The organism is Cellulomonas sp. FA1 (assembly GCF_000986825.1).
Lineage (GTDB): Bacteria > Actinomycetota > Actinomycetes > Actinomycetales > Cellulomonadaceae > Cellulomonas > Cellulomonas iranensis.
The window spans coordinates 3,135,350-3,151,647 of record NZ_LBMY01000001.1; the positions used below are offsets into that span (position 1 = coordinate 3,135,350).

At 77.1% G+C, this 16,298-nt stretch carries 14 protein-coding genes; 7 read left to right on the plus strand and 7 right to left on the minus strand.

The window, feature by feature from the left end:
• Window positions 1-3: 3 nt before the first annotated feature.
• The 3 genes from GY42_RS14100 to GY42_RS14110 all read right to left on the minus strand — a co-directional run bounded on the left by GY42_RS14100 (window position 4) and on the right by GY42_RS14110 (window position 3,148).
• Window positions 4-915 (minus strand): hypothetical protein, encoded by a 912-nt coding sequence (locus GY42_RS14100; protein ID WP_046529809.1) that lies wholly within the window; start codon window positions 913-915, stop codon window positions 4-6.
• 199 nt (window positions 916-1,114) lie between these two features.
• Entirely contained in the window at window positions 1,115-1,669 is a 555-nt protein-coding gene (locus GY42_RS14105) for a DinB family protein (protein ID WP_046529810.1), read from the minus strand.
• Window positions 1,670-1,906: 237 nt separating this feature from the next.
• Window positions 1,907-3,148, minus strand: coding sequence for a GAF domain-containing protein (locus tag GY42_RS14110; protein WP_046529811.1), 1,242 nt, complete (start codon window positions 3,146-3,148; stop codon window positions 1,907-1,909).
• Window positions 3,149-3,289: 141 nt separating this feature from the next.
• Here GY42_RS14110 and GY42_RS14115 point away from each other — a divergent pair, with 141 nt between their 5' ends.
• From GY42_RS14115 to GY42_RS14135, 4 genes are all read left to right on the plus strand, one after another.
• Window positions 3,290-3,895 carry a TetR/AcrR family transcriptional regulator gene (locus GY42_RS14115; protein ID WP_046529812.1) on the plus strand — a complete coding sequence of 202 codons (606 nt, stop codon included), beginning with the start codon at window positions 3,290-3,292 and terminating at the stop codon, window positions 3,893-3,895.
• A gap of 959 nt (window positions 3,896-4,854) precedes the next feature.
• Window positions 4,855-5,967: a methyltransferase gene (locus GY42_RS14125; RefSeq protein ID WP_046529814.1), complete on the plus strand. Its 1,113-nt coding sequence runs from the start codon at window positions 4,855-4,857 to the stop codon at window positions 5,965-5,967.
• A gap of 365 nt (window positions 5,968-6,332) precedes the next feature.
• On the plus strand, window positions 6,333-7,421 hold the full coding sequence (locus GY42_RS14130) for a lytic polysaccharide monooxygenase (protein ID WP_046529815.1): 1,089 nt from the start codon (window positions 6,333-6,335) through the stop codon (window positions 7,419-7,421).
• Window positions 7,422-7,848: 427 nt separating this feature from the next.
• Window positions 7,849-9,777, plus strand: coding sequence for an NHL domain-containing thioredoxin family protein (locus tag GY42_RS14135; protein WP_046529816.1), 1,929 nt, complete (start codon window positions 7,849-7,851; stop codon window positions 9,775-9,777).
• Between the two features lie 231 nt (window positions 9,778-10,008).
• Here the strand turns inward: GY42_RS14135 and GY42_RS14140 are convergent, their stop codons facing one another.
• The gene (locus GY42_RS14140; protein ID WP_236686798.1) at window positions 10,009-11,355 is read right to left on the minus strand and encodes a GGDEF domain-containing protein; all 1,347 of its coding nucleotides are present in this window, start codon (window positions 11,353-11,355) and stop codon (window positions 10,009-10,011) included.
• Between the two features lie 325 nt (window positions 11,356-11,680).
• Here GY42_RS14140 and GY42_RS14145 point away from each other — a divergent pair, with 325 nt between their 5' ends.
• A complete protein-coding gene (locus tag GY42_RS14145) occupies window positions 11,681-12,820 on the plus strand; it encodes a lytic polysaccharide monooxygenase (protein WP_082131572.1) in 1,140 nt (379 codons plus the stop codon).
• 167 nt (window positions 12,821-12,987) lie between these two features.
• On the opposite strand, the gene GY42_RS14150 is transcribed toward GY42_RS14145, so the two are convergent.
• The 3 genes from GY42_RS14150 to GY42_RS14165 all read right to left on the minus strand — a co-directional run bounded on the left by GY42_RS14150 (window position 12,988) and on the right by GY42_RS14165 (window position 14,948).
• Window positions 12,988-13,215, minus strand: coding sequence for a hypothetical protein (locus tag GY42_RS14150; RefSeq protein ID WP_046529818.1), 228 nt, complete (start codon window positions 13,213-13,215; stop codon window positions 12,988-12,990).
• Window positions 13,216-13,259: 44 nt separating this feature from the next.
• Window positions 13,260-14,267: a hypothetical protein gene (locus GY42_RS14155; RefSeq protein ID WP_052748407.1), complete on the minus strand. Its 1,008-nt coding sequence runs from the start codon at window positions 14,265-14,267 to the stop codon at window positions 13,260-13,262.
• A 453-nt stretch (window positions 14,268-14,720) separates the two neighbouring features.
• A complete protein-coding gene (locus GY42_RS14165) occupies window positions 14,721-14,948 on the minus strand; it encodes a DUF6458 family protein (RefSeq protein WP_046529821.1) in 228 nt (75 codons plus the stop codon).
• Between the two features lie 161 nt (window positions 14,949-15,109).
• On the opposite strand from GY42_RS14165, the gene GY42_RS14170 reads away from it, so the two are divergent.
• Window positions 15,110-15,553 carry a hypothetical protein gene (locus tag GY42_RS14170; protein WP_052748408.1) on the plus strand — a complete coding sequence of 148 codons (444 nt, stop codon included), beginning with the start codon at window positions 15,110-15,112 and terminating at the stop codon, window positions 15,551-15,553.
• A 191-nt stretch (window positions 15,554-15,744) separates the two neighbouring features.
• Window positions 15,745-16,296, plus strand: a complete 552-nt coding sequence (locus tag GY42_RS14175) for an NUDIX domain-containing protein (protein WP_046529822.1) — start codon at window positions 15,745-15,747, stop codon at window positions 16,294-16,296.
• The last annotated feature ends 2 nt before the right edge of the window (window positions 16,297-16,298 follow it).

A 16,298-nucleotide genomic window follows, 5' to 3' on the forward strand; every position in this document is an offset into this window, starting at 1 on the left:
GCGTCAGCGTGCCCGGGCGCGTCGCTCGAGCTCGTCGCGCGTCACCACGAACCCGCCGACGTCGACGACCGTCCCGCCGACCGCCGCGTGCAGCGCCGCGACGGCACCCGCGACACCCGGCGCGACGCGCTGCCGCGCGATGACGTGCAGCTGCGACGGCGTCTCGCGCGTCAGCTCGTACGGGTCCGGCGGCCGCCACGTGACGCGGTACGCCCACGGCCCGTGCTCGTGCGGGTCGATCGTCGACAGCACCATCGGCACCTCGGCCGCGCGTTCGCAGCGCACGTCGACCTCGCCGTCGTACGCGTAGGCGGCGGTCAGCGTGAAACCCGTCGGCGCCGCGCCCGGTGTCGCCGGAGGCGGTGGGGCGACGCGGCTGCCGGTCAGCGCGGGGCGCACCACGGGCAGCGCGTCCTGCGCGGTGAGCGGTGCGGGCGACCACAGCGTGAGGTCGACGGCCGCCCCGGGGTCGGGCACGACCGCGCGGTCCCGCGCCGCGGGCAGCACGCCGCCGCCCGTGCGCCGCGCGACGGCCGCGGCCCAGCCCGCGACGAGCTCGGGCGTCACGGTCGTTCCCGGTGCGACGGCCGCGGGGAGCCCGTAGAGCGCGGAGTCCTGCGCGGGCAGGCCGACCGCGCGGGCGCCCGCGGCGTCCAGGGGGTGCGGCCCGTCGAGCTCGACGGTGCCGGCCAGCGCCAGCGCGCCGACCTCCGGCTCGGGCGCCGTCGCGATGCCGCGGAACCGGGCGCCCGACGCGGGGCGTGCGGCGGACGCGTCGTCGCCGGACCGCGGGGCGCGGGACCAGCGCGCGTCGGGGAACCAGGCGCGGACCAGGGGCAGCAGGTCCGTGGCCGCGGGGACGGCCAGCACGTGCCGGCCGTCGAGCGCGGGAGGGACCGCACGCGGTTCGGTCATGGGCGGACGCTACACAGCCCGTGCTGCCGGCAGGTGTCGCGTGCCACGGACGGGTGAGTGCGCGCGGCGCGTCGGGCGGGACGCGCCGCGCGGGCGGACCCGCGCGTCCGCGGAGCGGACGTCGCCGTGACGGACGGCGTCGGGACGCCGTCGCCGGAGGGTCGGCGCCTCGAGGGCGCCGTCGGACGGGCCGCCCGGCTCAGGCGTGCACGTCGTGCAGGTGGTGGACGACGTCGTGCAGGAAGTACTGCCCGAGCGTGCGCACCGTGAACTCCGAGCCGTTGCTCCGCCGGCCGCGGCGCTCCCACTGCTCGTCGGTGACCGTGTCGAAGCGGTCCGCGGTCGCGTCGGCGGCCGCGACGAGCTCGTCGGCGACGACGGCCGGGTCCTGCTGGTCGTAGCGCTCGGCCCGCGCGGTCTCGTCCTGGTCCCAGTTCGGGAACAGCGGGTCCTCCTCCTCGACCATGAGGCGCACGCGCTCGTCGAACACGCGCATCACGTCACGCACGTGCGCGCCGTACTCGAGCGTCGACCAGACCGTCGGCTCGGGGCGCACGCGCGCGTCCTCGCGGTGCAGCGCCGCGACCCACCGCGGCACGAGGTCCCGCACGGTGCCGGCGATGTCGGTCGGGTCGACGTCGGAGGCGGCGAAGCCGCACTCCGGGCACCGGGACCGCAGGACCCAGGTCCAGTCCTTGGCGTCCGGCTCGATCGCGGGCGGGGTCACGGTGCTCTCGGGATGGTGGGTGTCCACGAGCGCCCACGCTAGCCGCCGGTGCGGCGTCGCGGGAACCGCTCGCCGCGACGGCGGTGCCCGGGTGGTGCGATCGGGCCGGTGGTGGTCGGGCGACGCGCCCCCTCCCGCGCGCCGCCCGACCCGGCGACCGGGCGACGGGTCCCCGAGGGGAGCCGGGCGACGGTGCCACCGCGCCGCACGCTAGCCCGCGGACCGTTGCACGACCGTTGCACGGCCGGGGCGTGACCGCGCGGGTCAGCGCAGCGTGCGGTCGAGCTGCGCGAGCCGCGTGTGGGCGCGCAGGTGCGCGGCGGATCCGATGGGCGCGACCTGCGCGAGGGTCTGCCACGCCTGCCAGTCGTCGGCGCCCTCGTCGCCGGCCGTCCAGCGCGCGACGAGGCCCGGGTCGCGCGACGCGAGCGCGGCCGACCGCACCTCGGCGTGCAGCGCGTCGCGCAGGCGGGCGACGCCCGGGGAGGCCGAGCGCGGCAGCATCGGGCCGGTGTACGACGTCAGGGCCGCGCCGGGGTCGCCCAGCGCGAGGGCCTCGCGCACGCCGTCGACGTCGGTCTGCAGCGGTGCGGTCAGGCGGTAGGGGCGGGACTCGGACAGCAGGGGGCCGACGAGGCGGCGCAGACGCGAGATCTCCGCCCGGACCGTGACCTCGGACAGCTCGGACTCGGACAGCAGCACGGCGAGCTCGTCGCCGCGCAGGCCGGCGGGGTGCTCGGCCAGGAGCAGCAGGATCTCGGCGTGCCGGCAGGTGAGCCGACGGCGGCCGGCGGGCGTGTGCAGCGTGCCCGCGTGCGCGCCGAGCACCTCGAGACGGGCGGTCGGGGGTGCACCGGCGCTCGCGGCGATCGTCGCCTCGACGGCGGTGACCGTCGCGCGGACGAGCGCGAGCGCCATCCACGACGCCGCGTCCTCCCGCCCCGTGACGTCGAGCACCCCGAGCAGGCGGCCGTCGGCGTCGTGCAGGGGGACGGCGGCGCAGCTCCACGGGTGCACCGCGCGCGCCCAGTGCTCGCTGCCGAGCACCTGCAGGGGGCGGCGCGTCGCGAGCGCGGTGCCGAGCGCGTTCGTGCCGACCGCGTGCTCGCCCCAGGCCGCGCCCTCGACGAACCCGACGCCGTCGAGGGGTCGGCGCAGCGTCCGGTCGCCGTCGACCCACAGCAGGCGCCCCGACTCGTCGCTGAGCGCGGCGACCCAGCTCGGCCCCGGCTCCAGCAGCAGGCGCCGGACGATCGGCACGGCCCCGGACAGCGGGTGCGCGTCGCGCAGCGCGGTGAGGTCACGGCCCGCGACGTCGACGGGCGGGACCGGCTGCTCGGGGTCGACGCCGACCCGGCGGCTGCGTCGCCAGGAGTCCGCGACGACGGGCCTGACCTGCCGTCCCGGGTCGTCGCCCGCCGTCACGAACCGTTCGTGCGCGGCGCGCACGACGCCGACCGCCGCGGGGGCGGGTGCGTCGTGCGGCTCGCGCGCGTGGCGGCTCATGGGCGGGCCTCCGTGCTGTGGTCCTAGGTGCCCGCGAATTATAGGCGAATGCGACGAACCGCCGTGAGACAGATCACACGAGAGGAGAGGGGTCTCATCCGGCCGGGCCGTTTTGCTGACGGCGTGTGTGAGAATGTCAGCATGCCGAAGATCATCGGGGCCTCGCTCCACGAGCACCGGGAGCAGACCCGACGTCGCCTGTTCGACGCGCTCTCGACGCTCATGGGCGAACGCGGGTTCGACGCCATCACGCTCGCGGACATCGCCGCCGCGGCCGGGGTCGGCCGGACCGCCGTCTACAACCACTTCCCCGACAAGGAGGCGCTGCTCCTCGGCTTCATCACGCACGAGACCGAGCAGTACGCCGCCGGGCTGCAGGCCTCGCTCGACGACATCGAGGACCCCGTCGAGCAGCTGCGCGCCTACGTGCGCGCGCAGGCCTCGCTCACCCGCGTCTACCACGTCGCCCCCGGGCCCGAGCTGCGCTCGGTGCTGTCCCGCGGCGCCCAGCAGCGCGTGCGTGAGCACGTCGGCGTCGTCGAGCAGATCCTGCGTCGCATCCTCGACGCCGGCATCGCGTCCGGCGCGTTCCCCGAGCAGGACCTCGCGACCACCGTGCCCCTCGTCAACGCGTGCCTCACCGGCCGCGGCCTGCCCGAGGCGGGCGCCGACCGCGAGCGCGCGATCGAGCAGACCGAGTCGTTCGTGCTCCGCGCCGTCGGCGCCGGCGTGCCGGTGCCGGCCTGAACGCGCGGCGCGGGCCCGGCCGCCCCGGCGAGGGCGACCGCTCGCAGGGCGGCGGCCGCGGGGCCGACCCCCGACGTGACGTCCGGTCCGGCCGTGCCGACGGCGCTCCGCGCGACGGCGACGGCTCCACGCGCGGTGCGAACGGCCGCGGGCGCGGCGGCCCCGGTGGTGCGACGACCCGTGGTGCGGCGGCCCGTGGTGCCGCCGGCGCCCGGGGCGCCGGCTCGGCGTCCCGCGTCCCCGGTGCCGGTGCTGCGGGCCCGGGTCTCCGCGGGTCCGCCGGTGATGGCGCGCGTGGCCCCGGTGGCGGTGCACGCGGGGCGAGCGGTGGTGCACGTGACGCCGGTGGCGGTGCACGCGGAGCGAGCGGTGGCGCACGCGGAGCGAACGCGTCGCGCCCGGGTGGTCCCGCCGCCGGTGGGCGCACGTCGGGCGTCGGCCGCCCCTCCGACGGTGCGGCGCGCGGCACGGGCCGCGGGGGCGCCCGCCCCGCCGGCACCCGCGGCACGCGGGATCGGCGAGCCGGTGCGCGGGACGAGTGGCTCGGCCGCGCCGAGCTGCCCCCGGCCGAGCGAGGCGCGCGCGCCGGGCGCACGGGCAGCACGCGAGGCCGCGTCGACGGTCCGCGCGCCCGGGACGCGTCGCGCCGCGACGACGCGTGGGGTGACGCGCGACGACCCCGCACGGACCGACGGGACGTGCGTCCCGACGGCCCGCGCGGCACCCGCTCCGACGCCCGCGTCGGCCTGGCCGAGGGCAGCGGCCGGGGACGTCCGGGCGGTGACCGCCGACGTCGCCCCGACGCACCCGGCGTCGGTCGTCCGGAGCAGCCCCGTGGCTCGCGTCCCGACGCCTCCGGAGGCGCTCGCGCGGGCTCGACGCGCGGTGCCGTCCCGGACGCTCCCCGCGTCGGACGCGCCGACGCAGCCCGGGGCGGCCGCGTCGGCTCCGCGCGCGACGTGCCCCGTCCCGACCGCACCCGCGCGTCGGCCGCGCCGCCCGTGACGCGCGTCGAGCTCACCTACCTCCCGGGCCTGCGCGAGGTGCTGCTCGACGAGGTCGCGCAGGTCCTGCCGGGCGCGCGCGACGTGCACGACGTGCCCGACCGGGACGACGCGCTCGCGCTGACCCTGCCCGGTGCGCTCGCGGGCGTCACGGCGCTGCGGACCGCGGTGGCCGCGTGGGTCGTCGTGCACCTCGACGTGCCCCGGCCGCGGTCGTTCTCGAGCCCCGAGCACCTGCGCCGCGTGGTCGACGCGATGTACGCGTCGCTGCGCGTCGGCGGGTCGTCGTCGTTCCGGTTCGAGGCGGCGGGCGCCGACTCGGCGACGTTCCTGCGGCTCGCGGACCTGCTGCGGGAGGCCACCGGGCTGCTGCACGACCCGGCTGGCGGCGACCTCGTCGTCCGTGTGCGCCGCGGCCGACGCACCGGCGACGCCGACCCCGGCTGGGACGTCCTCGTGCGCGTCGGACCGCGGCCGCTGTCCGCACGGACGTGGCGCGTCGCCGACTTCCCGGGCGCGGCCAACGCGACGATCGCGGCGGCCGTCGCGCGGCTCGCGGTGCTGCGCGACGAGGACCGCGTCGTCAACCTCATGGCCGGGTCCGGCACGCTGCTGGTCGAGCGGCTGCTGGCGGGGCCCGCGGCGGCGTCCGTCGCGGTCGACCTCGACGCGGACGCGCTCGCGGCGGCACGGTCGAACCTCGAGGCCGCGCGGCTGCTCGCGCGCCCGCCGCGTCCGGTGCTCGTGCAGGCCGACGCGACCGACCCCGACGCGCTCGCCGCGGCGGTCGCCGAGCCGCTCGGCGGTCTCGCCGACGTGGTCCTGGCCGACCCGCCGTGGGGCACGTTGCACGGCTCGCACGCCGACGCGCCGCGCGTGCACGCCGGCCTGCTGCGCGCCGCCCACGCGGTCGCCGCGCCGGGCGCGCGGCTCGTGGTGCTGACGCACGAGGTGAAGGTCATGGAGCGCGTCGTGCGCGAGACGGCCGACCTGTGGACGCCGCGGTCCGTGACGCGTGTCTTCGCGAAGGGCCACCACCCGCGCATCCACGTGCTCGACCGCGTCTGACGCCGACGGTGCGACGCCACGTCGCACCGTCGGCGTCCGCACCTGGACGCGCCGACCCCGCGATCTGTCGTGCGGCGTCGTGCCGACTCCGTGATCGGTGGTGCGGCGTGGCGCCGACCCCGTGATCTGTCGTGCGGCGTCGTGCCGGTGCGCGACAGATGACGGGGCAGCGGGTCTCTCGCCCGGTGCGCGGGACCGGTCGGACCGACGGCCGCGAGCGGTGCTGAAACGGTTCGAGGGGTCGCTTCCACGGACGTCGAACCGCACCGTGGACGGGCCCACCCGGCGGCCCGTCGTCACCCGCGCACCGTCGCGACCCGTGACCGCGACCCGGTCGCCGCCCGGACCATCCCGAGGAGACACCCATGCCCACCCGTACCCGCGGCCGGCTCGGCGCGCTCGCCCGGCTCGGTCGCCTGGCGCTCGCCGTGCCGCTCGCGCTCGCCGTGACGGGCGTCGTCGCGTCGTCCGCGAGCGCGCACGGCTCCGTCACCGACCCGCCGACCCGCAACTACGGCTGCTGGGAGCGGTGGGGCGACGACCACCTCAACCCGCAGATGGCCCAGCTCGACCCGATGTGCTGGCAGGCGTTCCAGGAGAACCCGCAGACGATGTGGAACTGGAACGGGCTGTACCGCGAGGGGGTCGGCGGGCAGCACCAGGCCGTGATCCCCGACGGGCAGCTCTGCTCGGGCGGTCGCACGCAGAACGGTCTGTACGCGTCGCTCGACGAGGTCGGTCCGTGGGTCGCGAAGCAGGTGCCGACGACGTTCACGCTCACGCTCACCGACGGCGCCAAGCACGGTGCCGACTACCTGCGGATCTACGTCTCCAAGCCGGGCTTCGACCCCACCACCGAGGCGCTCGGCTGGGGTGACCTCGACCTCGTCAAGGAGACCGGCCGCTACGGCACCACCGGGCTCTACCAGACCGACGTCGACCTGACCGGCCGCTCGGGCCGCGCGGTGCTGTTCACGATCTGGCAGGCCAGCCACCTCGACCAGCCGTACTACCTGTGCTCGGACATCCAGATCGGTGGCGGTGGTTCGACGCCGACCCCGACGCCCACGCCCACGCCGACCCCGACTCCGACCCCGACGCCCACGCCCACGCCGACGCCCACGCCGACGCCGACGCCGACGCCGACCGTCACCCCGACGCCCACGCCCACGCCGGGTGCGGGTGCGTGCACCGCCACCGTCAAGGCGACGAGCACGTGGACGGGCGGCTGGCAGGGTGAGGTCACGGTGACCGCGGGCGGCGCGCCGATCAGCGGCTGGAAGGTCACGGTCGGTGGCGCGACGATCACGCAGGCGTGGAGCAGCACCCACAGCGGTGGCGTGCTGAGCAACGCGTCCTGGAACGGCGCCCTCGCGTCCGGCGCCAGCACCACCGCCGGGTTCCTGGCGTCCGGCGCTCCGGGCTCGCTGACGGCCACCTGCACCACGGCCTGACGCACGACGCACCACCCGCAGCACCCGTCCCACCCGCACGACCGTCGACGGCCGGACGCCGCCCACCCTCCCCGGTGGCGTCCGGCCGTCGGCGTGCGCCGACATGCGTCCCTCCGTGCACTGGTCACTTCGGTGACCAGATGACGCTCGTCCGTCACGAGTTCTGACCAGTGGGCGGTTCGGAAGGTGTAGTTCTGACCAGTGGGCGGATTGGGGGTGCGAGGTCTGGCCACCGGGCGGCTGGCCGTGCGTCCTTCCGTGCACTGGTCACTTCGGTGACCAGTTGCCGCTCGTCGGGTGCGCGTTCTGACCAGTGGGCGGGTCGGGGGTGTGCAGATCTGACCAGTGGGCGGCGGTGCCCGCGGGTGGCATCCCCCGTGTACCGGTGCGCGGATGCCCGGCGGCGGGGGGTGCGGCGTCGGTGAGAATGGGCGACGTGACGTCGACCTCCGCCCCCCGTCTGCCCCGTGTGCGCGCGTCCGAGCTGGTCGGGCGCGGCTGGCTCAACACCGGCGGCAAGGACGTGACGCTCGCCGACCTGCGCGGCAAGGTCGTCGTGCTCGACTTCTGGACGTTCTGCTGCATCAACTGCCTGCACGTGCTCGACGAGCTGCGCGAGATCGAGGAGCGGCACCGCGACGTGCTCGTGATCGTGGGCGTGCACTCGCCGAAGTTCGTGCACGAGGCCGACCCGGTCGCGCTCGCGGCCGCGGTCGAGCGGTACGAGGTGCACCACCCGGTGCTCGACGACCCGGACCTGGTGACGTGGCAGGCGTTCACGGCGCGCGCGTGGCCGACGCTCGTGGTCATCGACCCCGAGGGGTACGTCGTGGCGCAGATGGCGGGCGAGGGGCACGCGCACGCGGTCGAGACGCTCGTGGCGGAGCTGGTCGCCGAGCACGAGGCGAAGGGCACCCTGCACCGCGGCGACGGCCCGTACGTCGCGCCGACGCCGCAGCCGACGACGCTGCGCTTCCCCGCGAAGGCCGTCGCGCTGCCGGGCGGCACGTTCCTCGTCGCCGACGCCGGGCACCACGCGCTCACCGAGGTCGCGGCGGACGGCGAGACGCTCGTGCGGCGCATCGGCACGGGCGAGCGCGGGCTGGTCGACGGCGGCCCGGACGAGGCGCGCTTCAGCGAGCCGAACGGCCTGTGCCTCGTGCCGGACGAGCTGCGCGAGCGGCTCGGCTACGACGTCCTCGTGGCCGACACCGTCAACCACGCGCTGCGCGGCGTGCGCCTGGCCGACGGGCACGTGACGACGGTCGCCGGCACGGGCGAGCAGTACATGGTCGGCGCGGTCGACAACGTGCTGCCGCTCGAGGGTGGCGCCACGCACCCGGCCGAGCAGGGCGTGGGCGACCGGTGGCCCGCGCACCAGGTCAAGCTGTCCTCGCCGTGGGACGTCACGTGGTCGCAGCCGCTCGCCGCGTTCGTCGTCGCGATGGCCGGCCACCACACCCTGTGGGCGTTCGACCCGGTGGCGGGGACCGTGGCCCACCTCGCCGGCACCATGAACGAGGGGCTGGTCGACGGCGCGCCCGAGCAGTCGTGGTTCGCGCAGCCGTCGGGCCTGTCGGTCGCGGCGGACGGGCGCATCTGGCTCGCGGACGCCGAGACGTCGGCGCTGCGCTGGCTCGACCCCGCGGACGCGTCGGTGACGTCGGTCGTCGGGACGGGTCTGTTCGACTTCGGCCACCGCGACGGGCCGGCCGACGAGGCGCTCCTGCAGCACCCGCTGGGTGTCGCGGCGCTGCCCGACGGCTCGGTGCTGGTCGCCGACACGTACAACGGCGCGCTGCGCCGCTGGGTGCCGGGCGTCGACGGCGCCCCGGGCGAGGTGAGCACGCTCGCGACCGACCTCGCCGAGCCCAGCGGTCTCGTGCTGCCGGCGGGCGACGTCGACCACGTGGTGGTCGTCGAGTCCGCGGCGCACCGGCTGACGCGCGTGCCGCTGCCCGCGGGTGCGGGCACACGGGTCGACGGCGGTGCGCACCGCACGCAGCGGCCCGTCACCGAGATCGGCGCCGACGTCGCGCTCGAGGTCGTGTTCCACCCCGCCGCGGGGCAGAAGCTCGACGACCGGTGGGGCCCGTCCACGTCGCTGCGGGTGTCGGCCACGCCGCCGGGGCTGCTGCTCGACGGTGCGGGCGACGACGTCGCGCTCGGCCGCACGCTGCGCCTCGACCCGACGGTCGGCGAGGGCGTGCTGCACGTGACCGCGCGCGCCGCGAGCTGCGACGCCGACCCCGTGATCGAGCACCCCGCGTGCCACCTCGCGGCGCAGGACTGGGGCGTCCCGGTCCGCGTGGTCGACGGCGGCGACGGCGCCCTCGTGCTCCCGCTGCACGGCTGACCGCCGGGCGCCGGCGGGCCGACCCCCGGCGGCGACGTCGCGGTCGGTGCGTCGGCGGTGACGCGCCGCGACCCGTCCAGGCCGTCGGCCCGGCGGCTCCCGTCCTGCCGTCGGCCCGGCGGCTCCCGCCCTGCTCCGACAGGTGGCGGCGGTGGGCGCCGTGCCGGGAACCGCACCGGCCCACGCGCCGGGTGACCGTCGACCCGCTCGACGACGACGCCCGTGACGGCGTCAGGCGTTGCGGGCGCCGTCGACCGCGATCGCGACGAGCGCGTGCAGCGCGGTCTGCACCTGCCGGCCGGTCGACGCGAGCGCGGCGACCGCGATCTCGACGACCCACGCGTCCCGCTCGACCGTGACCAGGCGGGTCTCGGCCGCGTCGGCGGGGCTGCCGCCGCGTGCGACCGTCGTGAACGTCTGCGACCCGGGCATGCGCTCGCGCACGGCCCACGAGTCGCCGCCGAGGGTCTCGGTGGCCGCTGCGGCGAACGCGCACAGCCGCGGGACGATCGCGGGCGCGGCCGCGCCGATCGCGACCGACCCGCTGGCGGTGAGCCGCTCGACGGCCTGCACGGGGTCGGAGATCGGCGGCGTGGTGCGTGCGCGTGCGCGAGCCCGGCGGCGCTTGGCCTGGTACTGCGCCTGGTCGGCGCGCCGGAACAGGTGCCGTGCCTCGACCGAGCCCATGACGGCGGTCGACGCGATGCCGTAGGAGATCGCGGCGCCGTGCGGCAGCGGGAACTTCGCGACCGTCGTCGCCATGGCCGTCGCGACGGCCTCGCGCGGCTGGTCGACGGTCACGAGGCAGAACTCGTCGCCGCCGATGCGCGCGGCGGTCGCGCCGGGGATCGCGTCGGCCGCGCGGCGCAGCACGTCCGCGACGGCGCGCAGCAGGTCGTCGCCCGCGTCGTGGCCGAGCTCGTCGTTGACGCGCTTCAGCCCGTCGACGTCGCACATGACGACGCACGTCTCGCGGCCCGACGCGAGCGCCGCCTCGGCGGCCTGGTCGGCGGTGCGCCGGTTCGCGAGGCCCGTGAGCGGGTCGTCGGCGATCATGTGGCGCATCTGCTTCTCGAGGTCGACGCGCGCGATCGCACCGGCCGCGAGCGCCGCGAGCACCTCGGCGGTCGCGACGTCGTCGGCGTGGAACAGCGGCGCCTCGAAGTCCCGCAGCAGCGTGATCTGCCCCCACACGGCGTCGTTGACGACGACCGGCGCGGTGAGGGCCGAGGCCGCGCCGATCTCGCGCAGCAGCTCGACCTCGACGCGGTCGCCGGCCGTGGGGTCGCCGGGGCGCACCGAGCGGCCGTGCGCGTCGAACGCGTGCGCGACCCAGCTCTCGCGGTTGCGCAGCAGCGACCGCAGCGCCGGGCGGTCCTCGGCGCGGTAGGTGGTGCGCAGGAACTGGTCGCGGCGCGGGTCGTCGGCGGGCTGCTCGACGTGCAGGACGCGCGACGTCTCCTGCGTGATGCGGCTCACCGCGCACGCGTCGGCGCCGAGCACGTCGACCGCCGCGCGGGCGGCCGCCTCGACGACCTCCTCGACCCGGCGGCACGCGTCGAACCGGTGCGCGGCCACCGCGAGTCCGCGCACGCCACCGAGGTCCGCAGCCGAGAGACCCCCTCGGTGCGCACCCTGGGAGGCCGTGCCTCTGCGCGTCACGTGCCCATCATCGGGCCTCGGAGGCCGTCTCGCCGCGCAGCGTTCCGTGAGAGGTGCGTGAGATCACCTCCTGGTGCGCCCGTTCACCCGGTCGCGCGCGGACGCGTCGGCCGTGCTGGAAACGTTTCGCGGCCTTGTCGGCCCCCGGGGCGCTCCGCAGGCTGGGCCGACGTCCCGGGTGACCCGGGGCCTGCCCGACACCCTGCGGCGACGACGCCGCTCGCGCGAGAGGGAGCCAACCATGACCCGAGACAGACCGACCCGTCGCACCCGCCGGTCCCTGGGGGGAGGCCTCGCCGCGACCGCGGTGGTGGCGGCCGCGCTGGTCGCCGTGCCGACCGCGGCGCAGGCGCACGGCGGCCTGACCGAGCCGGCCACCCGCACCTACCAGTGCTACGTCGACGGCCTGGCGGGGGGCGAGGCCGCCGGTGAGAGCGGGAACATGAAGCCGCGCCTCGAGCCGTGCGTCGACGCGTTCGCCGAGGGCAACTACTCGTTCTACAACTGGTTCGGGAACCTGCTCGGCACGATCGCGGGGCGGCACGAGACGATCCCCGACGGCAAGCTGTGCGGCCCGGACTCGCGCTTCGACGCGTACAACGCGCCGTCCGACGCGTGGCCGACGACGGCGGTGACGTCCGGCCAGACGATGACGTTCCGGTACGCGGCGGTGGCGCCGCACCCGGGCTGGTTCACGACGTGGATCACGAAGGACGGCTGGGACCCGTCGCAGCCGATCGGCTGGGACGACCTGGAGCCCGCGCCGTTCGACCGCGTGCTCGACCCGCCGATCCGCCCGGGCGGCCCCGCGGGCCCGGAGTACTGGTGGGACGTGCAGCTGCCGTCGGGCAAGACCGGCAAGCACGTGCTGTTCAACATCTGGGAGCGGACGGACAGCCCGGAGTCGTTCTACAACTGCGTGGACGTCGACTTCGGCGGGGGTGGCACGACGCCGACCCCGACGCCGACGCCCACCGCGACGCCGACCCCGACCCCGACGCCCACCCCGACGCCGACTCCGACCCCGACGCCGACTCCGACCCCGACCCCGACGGTGCCGACGGACGCGGTCTGCGAGATCGAGGTCGACGTCACCAGCCGCTGGCAGGGCGGGTTCCAGGGGAACGTGACGGTGTTCAACGCGACCATGGAGCCGGTGAACGGCTGGGAGGTCACGTGGGACTTCACGAACGGTGAGCAGATCGCGCAGGCGTGGAGCTCGGTCGCGTCGCAGTCCGGCTCGACCGTGACGGTGACGAACGCGGCGTGGAACTCGACGATCGCGCACCACAACGCGGTGTCGTTCGGGTTCATCGCCTCCGGGACGCCGCAGGACGTGACGTCCGCGACGCTCAACGGCAACAGCTGCATCGTGCGCTGACGCGCGCGTGACGTGCCGGTGCGCTGACGCGCGTGTGACGTGCCGGTGCGCCGACGGTGCGCCTGACGCGCCCGCACCCCGCGCAGGGGTGCGGGCGCGTCGCCGTGCGTGGCCCGCAGCCGCGCGTCCCGCGTGGTCGGTCCTGCTCGGTCCTGCGCGGTGCGCGCTCAGCGCTGCGCGGTCACGGGCCCCGTGGTGCGCACGTGCACCGCGACGCCGTGCACGTGCGTCGGCACGTCGAGACGGCGGGCCGCCACGGCGTCGCCGCGCACGCGCACGAGCAGCCCGTACCCGTCGTCGTCGGGCGCGATGCCGATGCCGGACACGCCCGCGCGCCCGGCGAGGGCGGCCTTGAGCTCCTCCTTGGCCCGGCGGGCCTGGTCGAGGTCGGCCACTGCACACCTCCCGCACCCCTCGGCGGCGCGCGGGGCCGCCCGCGTCAGGCGAGCAGCGTCGCGTCGAGCGCCCCGAGGACGGCGTCGATCGGGTTGACGTACGTCAGCCCTCGACCATTCTCGCCCCCGGTCTCCGACCCGGCAAAGAGCAGCCCCAGGGCGACCCCGTCCTCGCGGTACACGAGCGAGCCCGAGTCGCCGCCGCGCGAGAACGGCGACCGCCCGGTGCCCTCGACCTCGATCTGGTCGTCGAACCGCAGGTCGCCCAGCTCCTCGCCGTAGCCGACGACGACGTCGTCGAGCTCGATGGCCGTCACGCGTCCGGCGGTGACGGCCGTGGTGCGCCCGATCTTGCCGACGGTCTCGCCGCCGAGCGCGCGCGCCGTCGTGGTGACGGCCCCGACGGGGTAGGTGGCGTCGACGTCGGGGTCGTCGAGCAGCGCGACCGCGGCGTCGACGGTGGCCGTGGTGCCTGCCGCGAGCGGGGCCACCGCGGCGAGCGTCCCGACCCGGTCGGCGGGCGCCCGGCCGCCGTCGGCGGGTCCGGGCTGCAGCACGAGGTCGCCGGGCCGCGCCGCGGGGGAGCCCGCGAGCACGTGGTAGTTCGACAGCGCGTGCAGAACGCCGCCCACCAGCACGAACGCGCCGAGCGTGCCGGCCGTGACGTCGACGTGCGCGATCGAGACGCCCGGCCGCAGCGGCCGCACGCGGCCGGTCTCGCCTGCCGCCTGTGCCGTGACGACGGGTGGGCGCGGGCCCGGCACCGGGCCGCGCGCGAGCGGGCGGATCCGCCCGGTGCGGCGCACGTCGACGGTCGTCCCGACCTCGCCGACCTCGGCCGCGACCTTGCGTGCGAGGCTCCGCACCTGGGGGAGCCCGAGCCGGTACCGCAGCGCGACCGCGTACCCGCCGTCGTCGCGCGGCGCCAGGCCGACCGCCAGCGGTGCGACCGCCGGCGCGTCGGCGCTCGACGCGCGCACCACCCGCTCCGTCAGCGTCCGCGCCACCTGCGCGGCGTGCGCCTTGGCCTCGCGTGCCTCGTCCCGCTCCATGCGCCCCCCCTCGTGGACCGTCCGCCGGTGCGTGCCCAGTGTGTCGGGAAGGTCCGACACGCGCCGGTCGTCCGGGTGGCCGCGTGGCACCGGTGTCCGGCGTGCCGTCGCGGGCACGCCGCACCGGGCATCTCGAGGCATGGGACGGGCCGCCCGCGAGACCGGGCTGGCGTCGCGATCCCGGCTCATGGGCGCCCCCAGCCCGGTCTCGCACGTCCCGCGTCCCACCAGGTGAGTGGCGAGGCCCCTCGTCGGCCGGGTGCGGCGGCCGCCACCGGGCCCTCGGACGCCCGTCGGCCGCAACCGGGTCCACGGACCCCCGCCCCGGTCGGGGCCGGGTCCACGGGCGCCCCGCCGGTCGCGAGCGGGCACGCCGACGCCCCGTCGGTCAGGACCGGCGGGGCGTCGGGCAGGGGCGTCCCGTGCGGGACGGCGGGACCGTCGTCCGGGGCGTCAGGCCACCGGGGGAGCGGGCGGCTCCTCGCGGTGCTCGACCACCTGGCGGTGCGTCGTGTTGGTGCGCTGCGCGTTGAGCGCGATCGCGAGGATGAGCGCGAGCACGCCCGCGCCCATGCAGATGTAGCCGATGACCGTGAGGTCGACGCCCTCGACCCGGTCGGACACGCCGAACGAGAGGATCGCCCCGATCACCAGGAGTGCGATGCCGCCACCGATGCCCATGTCGCTCCTTCGTCGTACCGCGTCGCGTGGGCCACGGCGGACCACGCGGTGGTCCAGGAGTCTGCTGCCGATCGGGGTGGTCCGCACCCGGAGCGTCGTGGTCCCCGCTCGGGCGGCTGCCTCGGGGTGCCGTCGCCGCGCGCCACGGGTAGACACGACGCATGGGTGTCCTCCTCCGCTCCGCCACGCTGGGCCTCGCCGCCGGCGGCCGCTCGTCCGTCGCGTTCGCCGTCCCGGTCGCCGCCGCGGCGCGCCGCGGTCATGACGTCCCCGCGCTGCGCGCGCTCGCGGCCCTCGCGGTCGTGGGCGAGGCCGTGACCGACAAGCTGCCGGGCGTGCCGAGCCGGCTGGTGGCCCCCCAGCTCGCGGGCCGGGTCGTGGCGGGTGCCGTGGGTGCGGGTGCGCTCGCGGTCGTCGACGGGCGTCGCGTCCCCGCGGTGCTGGTCGCGGCCGTCGTCGGCGCGGCCGGGGCGTTCGCGGGGTCGGTGGTCGGCGCGTCGTGGCGGCAGTGGGCCGACGACGACGGCCGGCTCGGCTCGGACACGCGGGCCGCGCTCGTCGAGGACGCGGTGGTGCTCGCGACGGCGGGGGCGCTGAGCCGCTGACGGGTCCGGCGCCGCCGGCCGGCTGACGCCGGCGCACCGACCGTCCCACGCGACGCCGAGCGCCGGCGCACCGACCGTCCCCCACGTCACCGAGCGCCGGCGCACCGACCGTCCGACGGGGCGCGCCGCGGTCGGGTGGGCACCGCGCACCGGCACCCCGGCGGGGACACGGCCAGGTCTAGGTTCGACGCATGGCCTGGCGGACCCTGTCCTCGCGCGTCGCGTACCAGAACCCGTGGATCACGGTCCGCGAGGACGAGGTGCTCGCGCCGGACGGGTCGCCGGCGGTGTACGGCGTGGTGGAGATGCGGGACTCGGTGTTCGTCGTCGCGCTGACCGACGACGACGAGGTCGTGCTGGTGACGGTCGGCCGGTACACGACGGGCGACGGCTCGGTCGAGGTGCCCGCGGGTGGTGGCGAGGGGCAGGACCCGCTCGACGCCGCACGCCGCGAGCTCGCCGAGGAGGCCGGGCTGACCGCCCGCGACTGGACGTACCTCGGTGCGACCGACGCCCTCAACGGTGCCGCGCGCGCCCGCGAGCACGTCTACCTCGCGCGTGGCCTCGCACCGGTCGTCGACACCGGGGCGACCGCCGACGAGCAGGCCGTCGAGGGCATCAGCGCGGTGCGGACCGTGCCGTTCGCCGACGCGCTCGCGATGATCCGCACGGGGGAGATCCGGGCCGGCGAGACGATCACCGCGCTCGCGCTCGCGGCCCTGCACCTGGGCCGGCTGCGCTGACG